The organism is Brevibacillus brevis (assembly GCF_031583145.1).
GTDB lineage: Bacteria > Bacillota > Bacilli > Brevibacillales > Brevibacillaceae > Brevibacillus > Brevibacillus brevis_E.
Map to the genome: position 1 here is coordinate 4,210,256 of NZ_CP134050.1, position 19,228 is coordinate 4,229,483.

General features: G+C 55.0%; 20 protein-coding genes. 4 read left to right on the top strand and 16 right to left on the bottom strand.

Annotated features, from left to right (window positions below; translation table 11 throughout):
• Positions 1-72: 72 nt before the first annotated feature.
• Positions 73-507, bottom strand: coding sequence for a VOC family protein (locus RGB73_RS20955; protein WP_310764657.1), 435 nt, complete (start codon positions 505-507; stop codon positions 73-75).
• Positions 508-531: 24 nt separating this feature from the next.
• Positions 532-984, bottom strand: coding sequence for a pyridoxamine 5'-phosphate oxidase family protein (locus RGB73_RS20960; RefSeq protein WP_310764658.1), 453 nt, complete (start codon positions 982-984; stop codon positions 532-534).
• A 118-nt stretch (positions 985-1,102) separates the two neighbouring features.
• Here RGB73_RS20960 and RGB73_RS20965 point away from each other — a divergent pair, with 118 nt between their 5' ends.
• Entirely contained in the window at positions 1,103-1,678 is a 576-nt protein-coding gene (locus RGB73_RS20965) for a CGNR zinc finger domain-containing protein (protein WP_310764659.1), read from the top strand.
• A 66-nt stretch (positions 1,679-1,744) separates the two neighbouring features.
• Positions 1,745-2,326: a hypothetical protein gene (locus tag RGB73_RS20970; protein ID WP_310764660.1), complete on the top strand. Its 582-nt coding sequence runs from the start codon at positions 1,745-1,747 to the stop codon at positions 2,324-2,326.
• A gap of 57 nt (positions 2,327-2,383) precedes the next feature.
• On the opposite strand, the gene RGB73_RS20975 is transcribed toward RGB73_RS20970, so the two are convergent.
• Both RGB73_RS20975 and RGB73_RS20980 read right to left on the bottom strand, forming a co-directional pair.
• The gene (locus RGB73_RS20975; protein ID WP_310764661.1) at positions 2,384-3,379 is read right to left on the bottom strand and encodes an ABC transporter permease; all 996 of its coding nucleotides are present in this window, start codon (positions 3,377-3,379) and stop codon (positions 2,384-2,386) included.
• Positions 3,345-4,304: an ABC transporter ATP-binding protein gene (locus RGB73_RS20980; RefSeq protein ID WP_310764662.1), complete on the bottom strand. Its 960-nt coding sequence runs from the start codon at positions 4,302-4,304 to the stop codon at positions 3,345-3,347. The genes RGB73_RS20975 and RGB73_RS20980 overlap by 35 nt, the downstream gene beginning before the upstream one ends.
• Positions 4,305-4,435: 131 nt before the next feature.
• On the opposite strand from RGB73_RS20980, the gene RGB73_RS20985 reads away from it, so the two are divergent.
• A complete protein-coding gene (locus tag RGB73_RS20985; protein WP_310764663.1) occupies positions 4,436-5,221 on the top strand; it encodes a GDSL-type esterase/lipase family protein in 786 nt (261 codons plus the stop codon).
• Here RGB73_RS20985 and RGB73_RS20990 read toward each other — a convergent pair.
• The 9 genes from RGB73_RS20990 to RGB73_RS21030 all read right to left on the bottom strand — a co-directional run bounded on the left by RGB73_RS20990 (position 5,213) and on the right by RGB73_RS21030 (position 14,139).
• The gene (locus tag RGB73_RS20990; RefSeq protein WP_310764664.1) at positions 5,213-6,448 is read right to left on the bottom strand and encodes an MDR family MFS transporter; all 1,236 of its coding nucleotides are present in this window, start codon (positions 6,446-6,448) and stop codon (positions 5,213-5,215) included. The two genes, RGB73_RS20985 and RGB73_RS20990, sit on opposite strands and share 9 nt — an antisense overlap.
• A gap of 253 nt (positions 6,449-6,701) precedes the next feature.
• On the bottom strand, positions 6,702-7,550 hold the full coding sequence (locus RGB73_RS20995) for a YtnP family quorum-quenching lactonase (RefSeq protein WP_310764665.1): 849 nt from the start codon (positions 7,548-7,550) through the stop codon (positions 6,702-6,704).
• 79 nt (positions 7,551-7,629) lie between these two features.
• Positions 7,630-7,926, bottom strand: coding sequence for a hypothetical protein (locus tag RGB73_RS21000; RefSeq protein WP_310774457.1), 297 nt, complete (start codon positions 7,924-7,926; stop codon positions 7,630-7,632).
• A gap of 168 nt (positions 7,927-8,094) precedes the next feature.
• Complete coding sequence (locus RGB73_RS21005; protein ID WP_310764666.1) at positions 8,095-10,098, bottom strand: FAD-dependent oxidoreductase; 2,004 nt, start codon at positions 10,096-10,098, stop codon at positions 8,095-8,097.
• Between the two features lie 229 nt (positions 10,099-10,327).
• Positions 10,328-10,795, bottom strand: coding sequence for a hypothetical protein (locus RGB73_RS21010; protein ID WP_310764667.1), 468 nt, complete (start codon positions 10,793-10,795; stop codon positions 10,328-10,330).
• Positions 10,796-10,870: 75 nt separating this feature from the next.
• Positions 10,871-11,185, bottom strand: coding sequence for a hypothetical protein (locus RGB73_RS21015; protein ID WP_007717017.1), 315 nt, complete (start codon positions 11,183-11,185; stop codon positions 10,871-10,873).
• Between the two features lie 194 nt (positions 11,186-11,379).
• Positions 11,380-12,816: an LCP family glycopolymer transferase gene (locus tag RGB73_RS21020; protein WP_310764668.1), complete on the bottom strand. Its 1,437-nt coding sequence runs from the start codon at positions 12,814-12,816 to the stop codon at positions 11,380-11,382.
• A 217-nt stretch (positions 12,817-13,033) separates the two neighbouring features.
• A complete protein-coding gene (locus tag RGB73_RS21025; RefSeq protein WP_310764669.1) occupies positions 13,034-13,171 on the bottom strand; it encodes a hypothetical protein in 138 nt (45 codons plus the stop codon).
• Between the two features lie 56 nt (positions 13,172-13,227).
• On the bottom strand, positions 13,228-14,139 hold the full coding sequence (locus tag RGB73_RS21030) for a PfkB family carbohydrate kinase (protein ID WP_310764670.1): 912 nt from the start codon (positions 14,137-14,139) through the stop codon (positions 13,228-13,230).
• 342 nt (positions 14,140-14,481) lie between these two features.
• On the opposite strand from RGB73_RS21030, the gene RGB73_RS21035 reads away from it, so the two are divergent.
• On the top strand, positions 14,482-15,702 hold the full coding sequence (locus tag RGB73_RS21035; RefSeq protein ID WP_310764671.1) for an MFS transporter: 1,221 nt from the start codon (positions 14,482-14,484) through the stop codon (positions 15,700-15,702).
• Between the two features lie 62 nt (positions 15,703-15,764).
• Here RGB73_RS21035 and RGB73_RS21040 read toward each other — a convergent pair whose 3' ends face one another.
• From RGB73_RS21040 to RGB73_RS21050, 3 genes are all read right to left on the bottom strand, one after another.
• Positions 15,765-17,831, bottom strand: coding sequence for a YecA family protein (locus RGB73_RS21040; protein ID WP_310764672.1), 2,067 nt, complete (start codon positions 17,829-17,831; stop codon positions 15,765-15,767).
• 81 nt (positions 17,832-17,912) lie between these two features.
• Positions 17,913-18,185 (bottom strand): hypothetical protein, encoded by a 273-nt coding sequence (locus RGB73_RS21045; RefSeq protein WP_310764673.1) that lies wholly within the window; start codon positions 18,183-18,185, stop codon positions 17,913-17,915.
• Complete coding sequence (locus tag RGB73_RS21050; protein ID WP_310764674.1) at positions 18,182-19,177, bottom strand: hypothetical protein; 996 nt, start codon at positions 19,175-19,177, stop codon at positions 18,182-18,184. Before RGB73_RS21050 ends, RGB73_RS21045 begins: the two co-directional genes overlap by 4 nt.
• Between the last annotated feature and the right edge of the window lie 51 nt (positions 19,178-19,228).

Below are 19,228 nucleotides of genomic sequence, written 5' to 3' on the forward strand. Positions count from 1 at the left end.
TCACACAAGGCGAAAGGACACGGCGGTGCAGCATCGGCAGCCCGCGTGTCCTTTTTCTTTTTGCGTCACTCTTTAATCAACCGCGCCGCAGCCCCCAATAATCGGAATCTCTTTCGCCTCGACTTTCTCCGGTGTGGTGAGCTCGATTCGAATTCCGCTCGGCTCGTAGCAGAACAAGGCGATGGATCCTCCCTCCTGCCCTTTGACCCCGATTCCGCCAAACTGCAGACGGACTTTGCGCTGCTTCATCCGTTCTTCGATTTGACGCAGCACGGCTACCGAGGGTACGGACAGGGCGAGATGATGCATCCCTGCCACGCTCACCGTCGCTTCCCGTTCCGCCGTCTGCCACAGCGTGATCATCGTCACCCCATCCGTCACATAAGCATGGTGCCCGGCCTCGTATTGCAGCCGTTCAAACTCCAATATCTCCGTAAAAAAATCCATGCTCGCCTCCAAATCAGTCACACTCAAGCCTACATGATTCACTCCGTGAGTCAGTGCCATCGTTCTCCCTCTCCTTTTTCCTTTTTACGCGCGGGTCAGTCTTGGTATCCGCGCCGAGCAATTCCGGTACACTTCTTCGACCGTTACCTGGACCACCTGGATGCTGCCGGGGAAGTGACGGCAGAGCTCCGGATCGTCTTTGACCTCGGCCCTGCCATTGATCCGCAGCCGCTGCTGATGTTCAAAGTCGATGAACAGCATGCCGATATTCGGGTTTTCGATCAGGTTGCCCAAGCTTTGAAAGGCTCCATTGCCGGGATAATCGGGGAAGAGCAGCGTTGTCTCGTCCAGCACTTTTACTGCGGGGGAACCGCCGCGAAAGCTGCAATCGCAATTCCCTTCCCGGTCCGCCGTAGCAATAAAAAAGAACTCCATCGCTTCTACGTAGCGCCTCAGCAGATCCGTCAGTTTTTGCCCGACGCGGATTCCATTTGTTTGGAACTTTTCCCGCAAAAATTGCTCGCCGCTTTGTTCCATACCCGCCACGCCCTTTCATAACCTTTATTTTTGAGTTTTAATGGTTATAGAATACTCGATGTTCCAAACCTTGTAAATACATTTTTAACGGTTATAATAAAATGTGAGGTGAATCGATATGGATAGCCATCGCTGCACACTTGGCGGAGCGATTTGGATCAATTTGGCCAATACAATCAACAAAAGGCGCGTGGATAAACTCGATGAGCCCGCCAGCGTCATGTTCTGGCTCCAGGAAAACGGACTTCTGCGCGAGAGCGACCGTCTCGTGCTGGAGAGTGAACCACGCCTTCTGGAAGTCACGGAAGTCCTTCGCTCTCTGCGGAATCTATGCCTGGACGTCCTCTCGGAACTGGAACACGAGATTGCCCCGACTACCGTGAAACGTTTGCATGAAATTGCGGAAAACATCCAGGTGCGGCTGACCCTCTCCTCCTCACACGGCCTTCTCAAACTGGAGCACGAGGGGGCTACTACGGAAGATCACCTCTCCTATCACGTGATCTCTTCCATGGTCCAGACGCTGCAGACAGTGCCAAAGGAGCGGATTCGCACCTGTGAGCATGAAGAGTGCATCTTGCACTTCATCGACACGTCCAAGTCGGGCAGAAGGCGCTGGTGCAGCATGGAGACGTGCGGAAACCGCCACAAGGCCGCCGAGTTCTATGCGAGGAAAAAGCAGAAGAATGGATAAAAGCAGCCCTCATCTTTTCATTCCCTTTATTGCCTGAAATTGGTATCATTTGGTAGGGAGGGATTGATGATGACCGGATTTGCCAAAGTATTCTGGGGACTGATGCTCGTATTCCTGGACATTCGCATGAACCAATTTGACATTCTCCCGGATTTGCTGGGTTATATTCTGGTATACGCTGGTCTCAGCGGACTGTCCGGGCTGCACGAGCATTTTCGCAAGGCGAAAGCCTTTTGCATTCCGCTGCTTATCATCTCCATTTTCGAATTGCTGTCATTTCGGCTACGGTTTGAAATCACTGTGGATACGGCTGTCACGCCAGTCAGTTTTGTCGTCATCCTCATGACCATCGCTTTTTCGCTTTTGGATTTGTTCATGATCTACCACTTGTGCAAAGGCATTGGATGCCTCGCGAAGCAGGCTGGAGCCTATCCGCTGGAGGAGAAGGCACGGCAGCGCTGGACGTACTATTTGTGGATCGCGATCGTGATGACGCTTTTCCCGTTTCTGGCATTCACCGGTGCGATCAACGTCCTGATCCTGATCTTCATTCCGTTTTTCGTCGCCAGTCTGATCGTTTTTCTCCTGATCCTGCTTTTGGTACGGGAAGCTGACCGAATGCTTCCTCCTGCCGTGCAGACTGAATGAAACCGCCCATAAAAAAACCCGCCTTTGCATGCGAGATGCAAAAGCGGGTTTTCGTTTTCAGGAAGTAACATCCCTTCGGATGAATACCGTGTACGCCACGATCAAAGCGGCCACTGCCCAGACTGTCAGCACTGTCAAGGAAAACGGCAATGTCATTCCTTTGATCGGCGGCAGCGTGCCGTTCAAGTAATCCGTCAGCTGCAGGTTGACGACAAACAGGTATTTGGACGACTCCCAGGACGAAGCCATCTGGGTCAAAATCGTCCCGCTGATCAGCGCGGCCATCATGATGCCCATCCCCGCCGCTGCACTCCGCACGAGGACCGAAACCATGAACGTAACCGTCCCGACCACGACGCAGACAAACCAGCCGAGGCCGTACTGCAGGAGCAGAAATTGCCATTGCGGCAGCATGAAGGCTCCGGACGTCTGCAGCTCTCCTCCCGTCACCTCAAAGCCGGTCAAAATCGGCAGCGTCCAGCCCGAATACCCGAACACCACCCCTGACATCGCATAGGCCAATAGCAGCGTCATCAACACCGTGAGCGAGGTGAACAGCAGCAAGGTGATGTACTTGCTCGTCAACACCTTCCACCTGCGGACGGGTCGGGTCAGCAAAAGCTTGATCGTCCCTTCGCTAAACTCGGCCGAGACCAGATCCACTGCCAGCACGACGATGATCATCGGCAAAAACATGGAAACCGCCTGGTCCATGAAACCTCTGGCAAAAGTCGGTCCTCCCGGTGCCATCGGGTTGATGTCGTGATCCAGGTAATACTGCTGCTGCTGGATCTGCACCTTGATGAAGTCGCGCCATTCGTCGGGGAGGCGGCTGGACGCAAGCCGGTTTTGCATGTCGACGATCTTCTGGGTCAGGAGCGGCCGCCAATCCGTCGTGCCCATGCGCTCCTGGGCCGTGATGACCGACCGGTATTGAGCGTAGGTAAAAATCGGGATGAGAATGGCCAGAATGAGCACGACGACGAGAAAGCGCCTTCGCCTGAGCAGTTTGACCGTCTCATTTTGCACCAGTCCCAGCATGCTTTGTCCCATGATCCGCACCTCCTTTGGTCAAGGTCAGGAACAAGTCCTCCAACGTTACCGTTTTTGTCGCAATGCCCATGACGGGGATGCCTGCATGCACCAAGGCTTCATTGGCCTCGCTGACGCGCTCTACCTCCATCCGGCACTTCAGCCGCTCCATGTCTGTTTCCCACACTTCCGTGACGAAAGGGATCCCTTTCAGGACCTCGACCGCCTTTTTCCGATATTGCGGCTCGATCGTCCAGTCTACCCGATCGGCGAACTGCGCCATCAGCTCTTTTACCAAACCGACCGACACGACCTGCCCCTGATTGATGATCGCCACGCGGTCGCACATCATCTCGATCTCGCTGAGCATGTGACTCGAGATGAACACCGCGAGCCCTTCCTCCTCCGCCAGCCTGCGGATGAACTGGCGCAGCTCGCGAATGCCAGCGGGATCAAGCCCGTTGGTCGGTTCGTCGAGGATGAGGATCTTGGGACTGTGCAGGAGAGCCTGAGCGATTCCCAGCCGCTGCCGCATGCCGAGCGAATACGTCTTCACCTTGTCGTCAATCGCCCTCTCCAGATCGACGAACCGCACGATTTCCTCGATCCGCTCCCGGGAGATGCCGCCGCTCATCCGGGCGAATTGCTCCAGATTTTCCCGCCCCGTCATAAATTTGTACAGCTCCGGATTTTCCACGATGCACCCTACCTGGGCGATCGCCTCGGGGAATTGGTTAATCAAGGAGATCCCCCCGATCCGGACCTCTCCTCCATCCGCCGCCGCCAGCCCGACGAGCATGCGGATCGTTGTGGTTTTTCCCGCACCGTTCGGTCCCAGGAATCCGAATACTTCCCCTGCAAACACATCAAACGTAATATCGTGAATGATCGGCTTTCCCCCGATCTTTTTGTGCAAACCTCTTACCGACAGTACGGTTTCAGCCAACTAGCGACCCTCCTGTTCAATAGCCGTCCCATTGCCTGACGCGGGCGTTCCGTTTATGGTACACTGACAAAAGATGTCCATCCACATTATACCACGCAGGTCTACTCAACATCGAATAGGAGGAGGATCCGATGCGCATATCCGGACAAATGCTCTGGCGCACGGCAGGTCTCTTGTCTTTCGTATCCTTTTTGCTGTTTGCCACGGGCTTTGTCCTCGCCCTGAACCCGCAGCAGCTGGCTCCGACGAAAGCGACGGCGCCTTCCCGAACACCTGAATCGGCCGCTCCGCCCACTGAGGGTATCCAAAAAGTCGTCGCCCTCGGCGATTCCCTGACGCGAGGTGCAGGCGACGCCAACGGACAAGGCTACGCCGGTCTGGTTCGCCAGGCGTTGGAGAAAAAAATCGGCAAGCCGGTTACCTTCTCCAACCTGGCGATCAACGGCCAAGAGTCGCCCGAGCTGGTCAAGCAGCTATCCCAGGAGCAAGTCAAAAAGCAGCTGGCCGAAGCCAACCTTGTATTGTTTACGATCGGCGGCAACGACCTGTTCAGTCAGTCCGGCGGCCTGTATACCATTGATCCACAAAAATTGGCCGCAGCTACAAAAGAGCTCACGGCCAATTTTGAGGAAGTGATCCGGCAAATCCGAGCTGTCAACAAGCAGGCGACGATCCTCTACCCGTCGCTGTACAATCCGTTTGGCGACACCGAGGCTGCCGCCGAAACCGTACAGCCTGTGCTGGACTGGAACGACACCGCAGCCCGGATCGCCGCGAAATATCCGCATGTCATCGTCGTACCGACGTATGATCTATTTGTGAACAAAGAGAAAACGTACCTGTATACCGACCATTTCCACCCGAACGCTGCCGGCTATGCCCGCATCGCGGACCGGATCCTGCAAGCGCTAGAGTGAGTCGACCCGAGCGTAGTTGATCGACTTGCCGTTCGCAAGGATATAGGCCCTCTGTCCCGCCCACTGAAAGGCGCTGCTGAGCAGGGAGAACGCAGCGACGGTGAGGAACAAGGTCATGCCTCCGTACTGGGCAAGCAGAATGCCGCCAAGCCAGGGGCCTGCGAATTGCCCCAGGTTGCTGAAGCTTTTGGCACCGTAGTAGCTGCCTCGCATACCCTCGGGGGCCATACGGTCGATCAGCACATCACCCGACGTAAAGGTGAGGATTTCCCCGAAGGTAAAGAATACCATGGCGATGATAAAGACGATCCAGGAGCCCGCGAAGGCGTACCCCACGTCGCCGATCGCATACATGACGTTCCCGACCACGATTGCGGTGAGGGGCGTCTTTTTTTCTGCCCATGCCGTCAAAGGAAGCTGCATCACGACGACGACGATGGCGTTGATGCTCATCAGTATCGCAAACAGCTCCGTTCCGCTCACGACCGTCATTTCGGCGTATTTGGCCAGCGTCGAAGACATTTGCGAGTAGCCGATCGCCCCCAGCATTCCCGCCACCATGTACAGGCGGAACGCTTTGTCGTTCACCACGACGTTGAATGCCCTTCTGAATGTCACATGCTCTTTCTTCTGTCCTTCGATTTTCTTGATGCCGAACTTGTTCAGAAGCCCCTGCAAGCTGACGACGTAAATCAGGTAGATCAGCGCGGTGATCATGAACGGCAGCGCCACCGAGGTCTTCGCCAGTACCGCTCCTGCGATTGGCCCCACTGCTACCCCGACGTTGATGGCCGTATAGCGCAGGCTGAACACCCGAAAGCGCTTCTCGGGTGGAGTCACATCCGCCATCAAGGCCTGGGAGACCGGCTCGTAAAACGAACGACAGAGACCGCCCGCCATGTTCAGAATGAGCAGTACCATCGGATTCTTGCTGAGGGCAAATCCGACAAACACCAGCGTCCAGACGTACAAGGCTCCGATCATGACCCGCCTTCGCCCGATCCGGTCGGACAAGGTCCCGGCGATAAAGCCCCCCAAAGTCCCGGCCAGCGGACCCGCCCCAATCGTCAGGCCGATCGTCGCCAAATCCATATCCGTGTTGTTGGATAAGTAAAGAAATAAAAACGGCATGCTCATGGAGCTGGCCGCCCTGACAAAAACGGTCCCGATCACCAGCGACCAGACGATCGGGTGAAACTCCTTCAACAGCGACAAAACCCTACTCATGATCTCTCTCTCCTCGACAACTGTTCTGCGCTGGATGCCCGCCAGAACAGACGCTCTGTGTTTTCCCCATTGTAGAGAGGAGATACGCGTTCGTCAATCAGCATTCAAAATTTTTGGATTATGAAAAATTTCTATGAGCCTCTCCAATCCTTCGATAACGAATCCAATCGAAGCTAGAAAACCTGGCTGCGCCATGCCATTTGCCGGAGCCACGGCTGCTTATCTATACAAAAAAACCGGGCAAATGCCCGGCTTACAGTTCTACATCAAGATGCTCGACGATCTCGCCCTGCTCGTTCCACTTTACGACGCGGTAAATGGCGTCGTGGTAAAACGTGAAGGACGCTCCTTGTGCGATTCCGCCCTTGATCCACTTTTCTTTGGCAAAAATGGAGGTCATCGGGTAATCGTCGTACGCCATCACCCACAAGGGATTTTGGTGGGCATGGGTTGGCATGATGTCTGCGAGGTGCAAAGCGATCTGTCCTTCGCTCTCCATCCGCACGACGGCATGTCCCTGGCTATGCCCTCCCGTATGGTGCAGCGTCATTCCCGGCAGTACTTCATGCTCCTCGCCATACGTTTGCACCTGGCGCTCGATCGGTCTCCAGTTTTCTTCCCAGTAGGTGTTGCGCGAGCGGATATTGGGTTCCCGCATCTCCGCCCACTCCTGCTCCTGGACGAAAATCACCGCACGCGGGAACGTCGGTACGAGCTTTCCGTCCTGCCACGTAACCAGGCCATTGCAATGGTCGTAGTGCATATGAGTCATGACCACGATATCGATGTCATCTGGCGTCAGTCCTTTTGCCGCAAGCGATTCTACAATTCGGGACTCCTCGGCCAACCCGAAGTTGCGCTTCTGCTTGTCCGTCAAGCGGCCATTCCCCATGCCTGCTTCGATCAGAATACGCTTGCCGTCTGCCTCTACCAGGATCGGGTCTGCACGCAGCGGAATTTGATTCAGCTCATTGTTCGGGTACTTGCGGCTCCACAGCGGTTTCGGAACGACGCCAAACATCGCTCCGCCATCCAGTTGGGTGAGGCCTCCCTGCAACCAGGTCAAGTGAAAAGCTCCCAGTTTCCATTCGTTCAATTTCATACTAGTCCCCTCCTAGCCGCCGAGTATATCCCCCCTACAAGTGGGGGTGACACAAAAAAAGCACTCCGTCAAGAGTGCCTTACTGCTTCTCCGCCACACTCACGGTTCGCGTCGCTGGAGCGATTTCCAACAAGATCTCACTGGAGACGGCTTGCACCGTTACATCGGAATCAGAATGTCTATGATGGAGTACGAGTTGGGCTACCTTTTCGTTTTCCCGATACACACTGATCAGCGTCTGCAGGGGGTTTGCACTACCGCCTGCGATCAGCTTAAAGCCCGGGGAAATGGTGAACGTCCATCCTTCCACTTCTATTAAAGGAGAATTCGAATATAGGAAGTGACGCTTCCCCAGCAGTATGCCATTGTGATTCATCAAGGCGAGTGCCCCCAATCAAAGGAATTTGAACAGTATGGTATTATTTTGCAAGAATTTAACTACGATGAAAAGTCTTTCGACAAAAGTTCCAAAAAGCTGACATCTCTTTTCATCATACACTACGTTTTTACTTTTCGAAATAAAAAATCTCTTCCGATCAAATGTTCAGACGGTTCGGCCGATCGCAGCCCCTTCGTAAATGGCGCGTTTGGCATCCAGCTCGCCCGCTTCTCTCGCGCCGCCGATCAGATGGACAGGCAGACGCCCCTGCAAGGCGTGGTAAAGGCTGTCGTTAGGTGTAGCCCCGGCAGCGATAATCACGGTGTCCGCCGCGATGAATTGTTCCGCTTCCTGCAAGCGGATCACGACTCCCTCCGGAGTGATTTCCTTGTACTCGATTCTCGTCAGCATCTCCACGCCATGCCGCTGCAAATTGTCCAGGACAGCCCAGCGGGTCGTTTTGCCCAGGCCTGTTCCTACATGCTTGCCGCGACGGAGCATGTATACTTTCCTGCCGCTTCTTTGGAGGCGCTGCAGCGTCTGGTCATCGAGAATGCGGTACTCCAGGAGATAGGAAATAGACTCGGGCGACAAGGGTCGATCCTGGACCAACAAGTGTGAAAGGTCGCAAGCGATCCCTCCAGCCCCAACGATCGCTACTTGGCGGCCTACTTTTGCCTCGCCTTCAAACACGCGGTCGTAGCTCACCACATTCGGTAAGTCTACACCCGGGATGTCCGGACGGCGGGGAATGACGCCAGTCGCCACGACCACTTCTTCAAACCCTTCCTCGATCAGGGAGTCGGCTGTTGCAGCCGTATTGAGCCGAATGGGGACACCCCATTTGTCCAGCTGCGTCCGGTAATAGCGCAGTGTCTCGTTGAACTCTTCCTTCCCGGGTACCTGCCTGGCGTAGTTGAGCTGACCCCCGATCCGGCTTCCCTTTTCAAATACGACGACCTGATGCCCGCGCTCAGCGAGTACGCGAGCTGCTTCCAGGCCGGCCGGGCCTGCGCCTACGACTGCGACTCTCTTGCGCGTCTCAGCGGGGACCAGCGCCCATTCCCGTTCCCTGCCTACGACAGGATTGACCATGCAGGACGCCACTTTGCCGGAAAAGATATGGTCCAGACAGGCTTGATTGCAGGCAATGCACGTATTGACCTCATCGAATCGGCCTTCCCTGCTTTTGCGGACGATCTGCGAATCGGCGAGCAGCGGGCGGGCCATCGACACGAGATCGCTTCTCCCTTCGCGGACGATCGTTTCCGCCTGGCGCAGGTCGTTGATGCGATTGCTGGCGATCACCGGAATGCCGACCGCTTTCTTTACCTGCTCCGCGACCCAGACGTATGCGCCGCGAGGAACCATCATCGCGATCGTCGGCACACGGGATTCGTGCCAGCCGATTCCGACGTTCAAGGCGTCCACGCCTGCTCCTTCGAGCATGGCGGCAAAGGCGAGCGTCTCCTCCATTGTGGTGCTATCCGGGACCAGGTCCAGCCCGGACATGCGGAAGAGCACGGGATAATCTTTGCCTACAGCTTCCCTCACTCGCTTCGCCACTTCGACACCAAAGCGCGCACGGCGGGCAAAATCCCCTCCCCATTCGTCATCCCGATGATTGGTGACGGGAGATAAAAATTGATTTATCAAATAACCTTCGGAGCCCATAATTTCTACCGCATCAAAGCCGGCCCTTTTTGCCCTGACCGCTCCGTCCGCGAACGATTGGATCGTGAGCTCAATTTCAGCTGCACTCATCGCTCGCGGCCTGTGGCGATTGATGGGGGCCTGCAGGGCAGACGGGGCGACGGATTCCATTCCTGTCGACTCCGGATGCGCATACCGTCCCGAGTGAAAAAGCTGGAGCGCAATTTTCCCGCCCGCATCATGCACCGCGGTGCTGATCAAACGAAGCGGCTCGATATGGTCATCCAGGTACACGTTGCAGTACGCATCGCCCATCCCCCCTTCCGGACGGACAGCCGCCCCTCCCGTCACGATCAGCCCGACTTCTCCCCTCGCTCGCTCGGCGTAAAAGGCCGCCAGCCGTTCTACCCCGCCTTCCAGCCTTTCAAAACCGACGTGCATCGATCCCATCACGATTCTGTTTCGCAGTGTCATCGACCCGATCCGGATCGGCTCCAGCACTTTGGTAATGCCCATGGTTTTTTCCCTCCATCGCCGTCGAGTGAATGTTCATTCATTATTCTGTTATACTGCTTCTCTCCCCCGACCCGATTTCCCTTCTAGCTGATTTCGTGAAATTTGTAAGCGCATTCAGTTAAGAGTACGTCTAATTAGCTTCCCTGTCTTTTCGCATCGAGTCTGAATCGATCGTCTACGCTTTGATGCCGAGGATGGAAAAAAGCTCAGGGAGCAGGCCCCGAGCTTTTTAGTCCAAGCGCACCAGTTTTCCGAGATCTGCTGAAAAACGCCTCAGCGTATCGGCGAGCCGTTGCTCTTCCTCTGCATTCCCGGGCTGTTCCAGGATGAAGTGGTAATCCAGCATCCATCCGGTTTGAGGAGGCTGTTCCGGCTCCAGGTAGCGGCACTTTTCCGTAAAGGAAATTTCCGACACGATTTCTCTGGCCCGCTTCCACAAGCGGCTGCCAGCTTCACTGTCTGCGTGGTTCACCGGAAACTCCACCTCCACCTCTACCTCGCAGCGTTCATCCGCCAGCTCCACCAGATGAATCGTTGCCACAGGGTGCCCTTCTTCCGCCGACGCTGCAAACGAGAGCAGGACCTCCCGCATCTCTTCTTCCTCCACCAACGACTGGTCCGAACGCAGGATTACGTCGATGACCGTTCCGTGCGAAGAAAGATACTCGCTTATGTGTTGCACCAAATAGGAAAGCACGTACTTCTGTTCCTCCTGTCTCTTCATCGCTCCATAGGCAGTATACCACGGCCTTCCCGCTAACGAAAAACCCCTTCACGAAGAAGGGGTAGGCGTGTTGTTCATATTTTTTTGATTCATGAATTCGGACAGCCAAGCCCTGCGCACTTCTTTGTTCGGACAGTACCCTAGAATATAGCTCTCCCCGCGCATGTATTTTTCCTTGATCCACTCTTTGTGCTTGCGGAAAAAGGCGTGTTGGAAATCGATCGGCATCTGCTGATATTCTTCCAGGGCTGAGGGGTTCTGGAGGAAAAAATCTTCATCGTACACAAACTCTTCATTTTGTTGGCGGCTGATCAGGTACACAAAGGCAATCACCAGGAACAGGTTCACCAAAAAAATTGTCATCCAAATCCCTCCAGTCGAGTGCTATAATTATCAGATTTATCTGTCTTATCAGCATATTATTATTGTACCACGTTTTTGGTGTTTTCTAAACCTCTGCTTTCTCTATTTTATAAAAAAACTTTTTAGGGAATGCGCCCAGCTTCCCTCGCTTAAAAGGAAGACACCCGCTCTGGAGGAACGGGTGTCATTTGCTGTCAGGAATTGCTGTTGGTGCTTGTGCTCGGGGTCGAGCTGACATCTGGCGCAGGCGTCTGCATAATGTCCGGAGGAGGTGCAGTCCCGGCATTCGGTGTAGTTGGAGATGTCTCTGCAGGAGGAGTGGTCGCAGGCGGCACTGTCGTCTGGCCTTGCTGCTCCGGACTGACCACATCCGGTGGCGGCGTCTCGGCCTGTTCGGTTGCATCCGGCGCTTCCGCGACTTCCTCTTGTTTTTGGGACTCCTCTTCAGTAGGCTTCTTCTTCGTAGTCGATGCCGCCGAAGTAGTCGTTTTCTTTTGCGTCGTTTTCTTGTTGCTGCTCGAGGCCGCTACGGCTGACTCGTTTGAGCCCAGTACAGGCGAATTGTTCAGTTGGGCTACGGCTTGATTCGTTACACCCATCTCAGCCTGCAGGGAGCTGCGGATGGTTTCCAGCTTCTCTTTCTCCAGGTACGTATAGCCGCCTTCCCAGTAGGCGCCGTTGTCCAGCGCGTTGACCATGGATGCACTGAACCCTTTGAAATCCATCGCCAATCCCTTGATCTGGTCCTTGGAGAGATCCGTATGTATATGTTTGGCTCCGACATCCATGATGTTGAAGATTTTGGTCAAGCCGTCCAGTGAAGCCGCCTTGTCTACCAGGGCCTTGATGACCTCTTGCTGACGGCGGTTGCGGTCAAAGTCGTTGGAGAAATACTTGGTTCCGCGGTTGTCGTGACGGTGTCGGACATAGCCCAGCGCCTGTTCGCCGTTCAAGGTCTGCAGGCCCGGATTCAGGTTGATGTGCGTGTCGTCCGTCGGGTCGTCGTAGACCAGCTTGCGGTCCACATTTACCTCGACACCGCCGAGCTCGTCAATCACTGCCTTGAATCCATCAAAATCGACGGCGACGTAATGCTCGATTGGAATACCCAAAATTTCATTGAGCGTCTTTTTGGTCAAGGAAATGCCGTCTTCCGTCGGCGTCTGGTTGTTGCGCTCTGCCTGGCGCCGCTCCGCTTCCCCGTTGGCGTAAACCGAATTGATCTTGTGGTAATCGCGGTAGCCGGGAATTTTCACCCTCGTATCGCGCGGAATCGATACCATCGTCACCTTTTTGGTCGATGGGTTGGCTACGGCTACAATCATCACGTCGGTATTCATGGAGCCGGTCTCCGGACGGTTGTCCGAGCCGAGGATAATAAACGACATCGGTTTGTCGTTGTGGTACTCAGGATCGACATTTTGCGAAAGGTTGGAAGTGAAATCGTCGTTTGGCTGTGTGATCGTATCTAGCGTGTTATCAATTTTCCAATAAATTGCCCCGGCTACACCGCCGACAGTGAGCAGGATCAGCAAGCTGAGCAACATGAAAATTCTACGTAGTTTGCGACTGCGTCCCGGTTGCTTCTTTCGGGCAGCGGAGGCGCGTGGTTTTGTCACCTTTTCAGGCATATGTATCAGTCTCCTTGTTCGCGCACGCTTTTTGAAAAGAGAAAAGGGAGGCACAATTAAGAACAGTGCCACTCGGCAAGATGCACTAATATTTTCTTCTGATGGGAATACTCTGATTCCGATATTGTACCATACCATTGTCTGCATTTGTAGAAAAATGTTCCCTGAACGTAGAAACCCCCATCTTTTTGTCGATGGGGGAACCGCATTTTTATGCCTATTGCAAGCCGCGCGGAGCCTGGCTGAATCCCTGCACGGGACCCTCGGGACGCTTTTGGGTCGAGCGATGCGCGTCGCCTCCCTGACGGACGTGGCTCTCTTGCTTGCCGTTTACGTCATTGGACTTTTTCTCCATCTGTACACCCCTCCTTGTCAGAAGCTACCGGGTAGTGTACGTCAACGAGCCCCTTCTCATTCGGTGTCCCGTTTCGTAGCCAGTCCCTGTCTGGAAGCGAAGAACGCTTGCCGCTGCGACAGCTCGTCCAGATCGTATTCGCCGCACTTTTGCGCACTCATCTCCGCAAGTGCGATCCCGAAAGCAGCCTGCTGCAAAAGTGATGACGACTTGTCCTGGGCATAGATCACACCGGCTACGAACGCATCTCCGGCCATTTCCCGGATGGGTACAGGCGGAGCCGGGAGCCAGGCCGACTCCTCCTCGCTGCACAGGAAAAGCCCCGCCTCTCCGCAGATCACAATGACCTGGGCGATCCCTTCCGTCAAGAAGGCCCGCGCGCATGCTTCCACATCCTGATAGGAGTGCAGCGCCTGTCCACTCAATGTCTCCATTTCGTCAATGCTGCCCACCAAAAGGTGCACGCCTCTCAATTGGCCTTTCCACTTCTCCGCTTTTTTGACGGAGACCAGGTCCGCGATCACCTTCTTGCCGATTCGGCTGGCTTCGCTCAGTACGATCGCCATGATCGGAACGGGCAAATTGGCATCCAAAAACAAGCCGGTCGCCTGGGGAAGTCGCTTGATCGCCTCACGAGCCATGGCTTCTGTCCACTCTTCATTGATAGTCGTATCGGCGACCGCTGCGTACAGCTCCCCATCCACATCCCGGATAGCCAAATAGCGACCCGTCGATTTTCCGGGCACTCGCAACATGCCGTGGGTAGCCACGCCGCTCTCCGCGGTGTACTGGCGCAGCCACTCTCCGTCCGGATCCTCACCGACCAACGCGTACAAGTGGACTTCCTCCCCCAGCCAACCCAAATTTTCCGCAACGTTGCGCGCTACTCCTCCTGCCGCTTGCTGGACCTCCCCCGGATTGCTTGTCCCGGGCAGCAGTCTGGCGGAAGCGATCCCTTGCACATCCACGTTTGCGCCCCCTATGCACAACCAGTACTCCTTTTTCCCCTCCAGCATGTAAGCACCCCTTCCAGCCGATTCCAAAAGGCCAGGTTCATCTTTCTTCCTTTTTTCTGCAAGATAGTCCTCTTTTCCCCCTATTTTCGACAGCAACCGCTCAATTACCTACCTCTTCGAAAAGTTCCGTGTTTTTCAGAGCGATTATTCCGCTTCACTATATGCGCGCTTTACATGGATGACGAGGGTCGTTATTCCGTGCTAAAGTGGGTAGTAAACTTGACTTTGCTAAGCTTTTGTCGCGAAGTCATACACATTGATCGTTTCAGACAGAAAAATGGAGATGAAAACCAGATGAGCGCCACATCAACACCGATCCACGCGTCACAGACGGGGAACGCTGCTCCTACGGTCTACCGCATGCTGTTTGCCATCAGCGTCGTGCATTTGTTGAATGACAGCCTGCAAGCGGTCATTCCGGCCCTGCTTCCTATCGTGGAAAAAAACCTCGCCCTGAGCTTTACGCAAGTCGGCATGATCCTGTTAGTCATGAATCTTACTTCTTCGGTACTACAGCCCGCTGTCGGATACTTTTCCGATCGGAAGTCGCATCCGTTTCTTCCACCGATTGCCCTGCTTGTATCCGGACTTGGCATGCTGTCCCTCGCCTTTGCCGGCAACTACTATCTCGTCCTGATGGCCGTCGCCTGCGTAGGGATCGGCTCGGCAGTCTTTCATCCGGAGGCTTCCCGGTTTGCCCACCAGGCATCCGGGGTACGCCGAGGTCTCGGTCAGTCGATCTTTCAGGTAGGGGGAAATGCTGGTCAGGCACTCGCTCCCCTCATGACCATCCTGATCTTTGCCAACCTCGGCCAGCAAGGAGCCAAGTGGTTTCTTCTTCCAGCTGTTCTCGCCAGTGCCGTGCTGCTCTATGTCGCCCTCTGGTACCGCGGACAACAGCGCTTGAAGAAGGCAGCTTCGAGTGTGGTCGCCTACAGTCACAAAAGAAAGAGATTCATCGCCCTGGGGCTGCTCGTCCTGATCGTCACTGTACGCTCCTGGATGAATGCGGGATACCAGAGCTTTTACCAGTTTTACCTGATCTATGTCAAAGGCGTTGAATACTCCCACGCGCAGATCGTCGTCTTCGTCTTCTTGCTGGCCGGTGCAATTGGAACGTTTTTGGGAGGCCCGCTTTCCGACCGCTTCGGAAAGCGCAACCTGCTGATCATCTCGACGCTGGGAGCGGTTCCCCTGACCGTCCTGACTCCTTATGTATCAGGCATCTGGACGTACCCTGTCCTGTTTTTGAGCGGATTGATCATGCTGTCCAGCTTTTCCGTCAGCGTCGTCTACGCCCAGGAATTGCTCCCCGGCCGAATCGGGACCGTTTCGGGGCTGATCACAGGCTTGGCTTTCGGAATGGGCGGGATGGGCAGCCTCGTATTCGGTTCCCTCGCCGACATGTTCGACTTGGCTTTTGTCATTACCCTGTGCTCTCTGTTGCCGCTGGTCGGCTTCTTCGGATTCTTCCTCCCGAAAGACGAGACTGTCCGCGAATGGGCTCGATCGTAATCGGCGACGATGCCACGCAAAAAGGGTGTCCCCCAAACGGGACACCCTTTTTCTATTGATTGCTATACGAGCACGCTGGTCGGCAATCCGAGCAATTGGGCGACGACCGGCGGATACAGCTCAGGCGTGGAGTACAGTCTCCAGCTTCCATCCTCGGCCTGTCCGAACAGACCTGCGATCAACCAATCGGAAGCCAGCACCTGTCCAGCCTCGGATTCGATCCGCAGCATTACTTTTTCTCCGTCGGAACGTTTGGCGACCCATCCGTTCTTGTCCTGCTCCAAAAGCATGAGCGTTTCCTCGGAGATTCGAGCGATACCCGACGCGTTTGCGATCAGATTTTGGCTCGCTTCCTTCTCCAGCGAGCCGCGCAGACGATACGCCTCGGGGAGGGTCTCCTTCAGCTCGGCCAATGCTGGCTGAATGCCGGCATTCAAGCTCCCAGCGCCTTGCTTGTCCAGCCACTTGAAGAACGCGGTAAGGACGGACAGCAGGTTGCTGGCAAGGGTTTTGGACACGGCGTCCGTCCGGGAGTATATGTCATGCACCAGGAAGTATACGACCTCTTCCTTGCGCAGCTGGTCCCACGTGAACGACGGACCGAAAGCGCCGCGCACAAAGGAGCGGAAATTGGTCATGACCTCGTCGTACTTTTTGACGGTCGCTTCCGATTTGCCCTCTGTCATCTCCTGCACGAAGCGGTTGATATCGGTCAAGCGATCCGGATGAACCGTGTATACACTTTCCGGAAGCCCTTCGATCAACGGGCGGTTCAGCAGGTTGTTGACATGGACATTCTCGTTCGGGAGCGACAAGCGCGGACGGAGCATGTCCATCCGCATGAACCTTGCGAGGCCTTGTCCCAGCTTGCTGTCCTCTTCCATCTGATTCATCAGGGCTTGCAGTTTTTCATTCAGCCCTTGATTGTCCGATGCTGCCACCAGAACCGGGGCCAATTCGTCCAACGCCTCATGCGGCGTCACCAGCCACTTTTCGGCGAAGTACGTTTGCACCGCCCATTGCAGCACTTTGGGTGGCAGCGTTGGCTGGCTGGTAATGAACAGCGTTCCCTTCGAGAGCTTGGAGCCGGTGGAGGACAAGACCCGGATTCGCTCCTCGCTTTGGAGCGAAGGAAGCTGCAGCAGATCCGCAACTTCATCCAGCTGAGCCGCATACCCTTCGATGGCGACCATGCCATCTGACATCAAGACTTCTGCCTGCACTTCGTACAGCTCCAGCAAAGCGCCTTTCAGCCCCGGAAACAGATGCTCTTCCTTGCGCGTCGCGTACACCCAAATCTCCAGTGTTTCGTCCCGTCGCTTTAGTTCAAAGGAACGCGTCGCTTCCATTTTCGCCAGCAGCCCGGCACGGTCGGCCACAGCGTAAGTACGGCGCAAGAGGGATTGGACTTGTTTGTCCTCGCCCTGTCCTTCGTCGCCAAACCCGACGATAAAACGGTACAGGTCCGTCGTATATACCCGCTTGCCGGTATCGCCTGCCGCTTCTTCTACCTCCGGATGCTGCTTCAGCCACTCGAGCATCGGTTGCTTGATGTGAGGCTGAAGGATGATGCTGCCGGAGAACAGCATGTCTCGCAGCCCCAAATTGAGCAGACGTCCTACGATCAACTGGCCGACTTCCACCTGCAGATTGCTGGAACGCAGCAAGTAGTGAGTCTCGTGGCTCAGTGGGTGCTGAACCGTCAACACATCCCGGTCGACCTCGATCACCTCGTACACGTTCAGGTACAACCTCGCAAATGCTCGGCGAAGGTCGGGCTCCATTCGGCGGCCGTGCTGCTTTACGTAATTTTCCAGCAAGGTGCTGCCGTTCGTTTTGACGTCCAGAACGTACCAGTTGAAGAAGTGAGCCGCCCATTCGGGACGCATGATGCTCTCTTCCGACAGGCCGACCTCTTCCGCGAAGCGGCTGCGCGCTTCCGTGATCGCCTCACTGGTCACGTTTCCGCCTACAAAGTGGTTCAGACGTTCCACCCAACCCGCATATTCCTTTTGCAGCTTTTGCTCGTGGCGGCTGCGAAGCTCTGTGATCGGGGTGACGACCCCACAGCATTTTTTGTATTTTTTCCCGCTTCCGCAGGGGCACAATTCATTTCTTCCTACTGACATAGAGGGTTTGGATCTCCTTTCCATCCCACGCGGCATGCGCGGGGAATCCTGCACAATCCCCCTATTTTACCGCATTTTTCGTCATGTGTTCAAGTGTTCTCGTTTTGTTTCATGAACGATACCCACATCGCCGTTGTTTTCCCACTGGGCAACAAACTGTTCCAGACGGTTCATCAGCCTGACGATGCGCTGCTTCTCGCCCATGCATGCAGAAATAGCAGAGAGCTGATTGGTGGTAAAGAGCTGCACCACTTCCCGCTCCATTTCCTGAAGCCGAATCCGATAGCCGGCGATCACTCCGCGCAGCAAGGCAAATCTGTCCTCCAACCGGATCGTAGCCTCAGCCTTACTCATTGCTGTTCACTTGCAGCCAGCACTTGCTTGATGCCGAGTGCAATCTGCTCATGCTTATGTTTCTCATTCATCAGCACTTCTATTGCTTGCATATTGGATTGTTGAAAATGAGCGACTACTTCTTGGGACATTTCTTGCTGGCGCGCCTCCAGACGGCTGAGTGCTTGCAGCAGCAATTGCGAAACCTCTTGCAGTACTTGCTGATTGGAAACGGTATTCATAATTTGTTCCTCCTTAATGATCATTGGTTCTTGGTGTTGGTCCAAAAGCTGCACGGTATCGTCCGATGGGGAAGCCTCTTCTTGCTCTTCGTCGGTGATCGCTATCGTATCGGGAGCGGCGGCAACGGCAACTTCCAATTCCGCCGACTCTTCTTCTTTTGGTTCGTCGTCGCTGCGGACAATGATGTACAACCGCTCTCCGTCGATCCGAAAGCGATCGTCCAGGAGCGGCAAGAAAGCTGTATCAGCAGCCATTCCCACTTCCTGCTCCAAAAAGTGAACCAGGGAGCGGGAAGTCACCTGCGTGATGCCATTGTCACGGCAAAAGGCGTAAACCTGATCGTTTCCCACCTTCCACTCGGCCAGGAACCAACGGGGATCGCCTTGGTATTGCACGAAGCGCGGATCTTTCTCCAATTGCAACAGCCGCTGGATCTGATTCCAGCCAAACTGGGTTTGACGACGTAGTTCCGCTACGATCTGATCCATCTTTTTCGGCGTCAGCGTCTCACGCAAAAAGCGATGAGCCAGATCAAACAGCTGGTGCGGTTGATAGGTTAATTCCACGATCGCATCCGAGCTCCCAACCCGAACGGGGGACTGCTCCATGCTAAGCACTTTGTCGAGCAACGTCTCGCTGTCCAGATTCAAAAACGCATTCAGGTCGTTCGCTTCCATTCTGGAGCGGACTTCTGTTCGGGGGAGGGAGCGCTCACCGGACCGGAATACCTTTTTGACAATACTTGGTAGGGTATAGGTTGGCCGTTTCATGAACTTTCTCCTTCTCGTGACCGGCATGGTATGCCAATCAAATGGGAATCA

Excerpts from the sequence above, each read along its gene's own strand:
- RGB73_RS20955 (WP_310764657.1), bottom strand. The coding sequence starts at position 507 with ATGGCACTGACTCACGGAGTGAATCATGTAGGCTTGAGTGTGACTGAT.
- RGB73_RS20960 (WP_310764658.1), bottom strand. The coding sequence starts at position 984 with ATGGAACAAAGCGGCGAGCAATTTTTGCGGGAAAAGTTCCAAACAAAT.
- RGB73_RS20965 (WP_310764659.1), top strand. The coding sequence starts at position 1,103 with ATGGATAGCCATCGCTGCACACTTGGCGGAGCGATTTGGATCAATTTG.
- RGB73_RS20970 (WP_310764660.1), top strand. The coding sequence starts at position 1,745 with ATGATGACCGGATTTGCCAAAGTATTCTGGGGACTGATGCTCGTATTC.
- RGB73_RS20975 (WP_310764661.1), bottom strand. The coding sequence starts at position 3,379 with ATGGGACAAAGCATGCTGGGACTGGTGCAAAATGAGACGGTCAAACTG.
- RGB73_RS20985 (WP_310764663.1), top strand. The coding sequence starts at position 4,436 with ATGCGCATATCCGGACAAATGCTCTGGCGCACGGCAGGTCTCTTGTCT.
- RGB73_RS20990 (WP_310764664.1), bottom strand. The coding sequence starts at position 6,448 with ATGAGTAGGGTTTTGTCGCTGTTGAAGGAGTTTCACCCGATCGTCTGG.
- RGB73_RS20995 (WP_310764665.1), bottom strand. The coding sequence starts at position 7,550 with ATGAAATTGAACGAATGGAAACTGGGAGCTTTTCACTTGACCTGGTTG.
- RGB73_RS21000 (WP_310774457.1), bottom strand. The coding sequence starts at position 7,926 with ATGAATCACAATGGCATACTGCTGGGGAAGCGTCACTTCCTATATTCG.
- RGB73_RS21005 (WP_310764666.1), bottom strand. The coding sequence starts at position 10,098 with ATGGGCATTACCAAAGTGCTGGAGCCGATCCGGATCGGGTCGATGACA.
- RGB73_RS21015 (WP_007717017.1), bottom strand. The coding sequence starts at position 11,185 with ATGACAATTTTTTTGGTGAACCTGTTCCTGGTGATTGCCTTTGTGTAC.
- RGB73_RS21020 (WP_310764668.1), bottom strand. The coding sequence starts at position 12,816 with ATGCCTGAAAAGGTGACAAAACCACGCGCCTCCGCTGCCCGAAAGAAG.
- RGB73_RS21025 (WP_310764669.1), bottom strand. The coding sequence starts at position 13,171 with ATGGAGAAAAAGTCCAATGACGTAAACGGCAAGCAAGAGAGCCACGTC.
- RGB73_RS21035 (WP_310764671.1), top strand. The coding sequence starts at position 14,482 with ATGAGCGCCACATCAACACCGATCCACGCGTCACAGACGGGGAACGCT.
- RGB73_RS21040 (WP_310764672.1), bottom strand. The coding sequence starts at position 17,831 with ATGTCAGTAGGAAGAAATGAATTGTGCCCCTGCGGAAGCGGGAAAAAA.
- RGB73_RS21045 (WP_310764673.1), bottom strand. The coding sequence starts at position 18,185 with ATGAGTAAGGCTGAGGCTACGATCCGGTTGGAGGACAGATTTGCCTTG.
- RGB73_RS21050 (WP_310764674.1), bottom strand. The coding sequence starts at position 19,177 with ATGAAACGGCCAACCTATACCCTACCAAGTATTGTCAAAAAGGTATTC.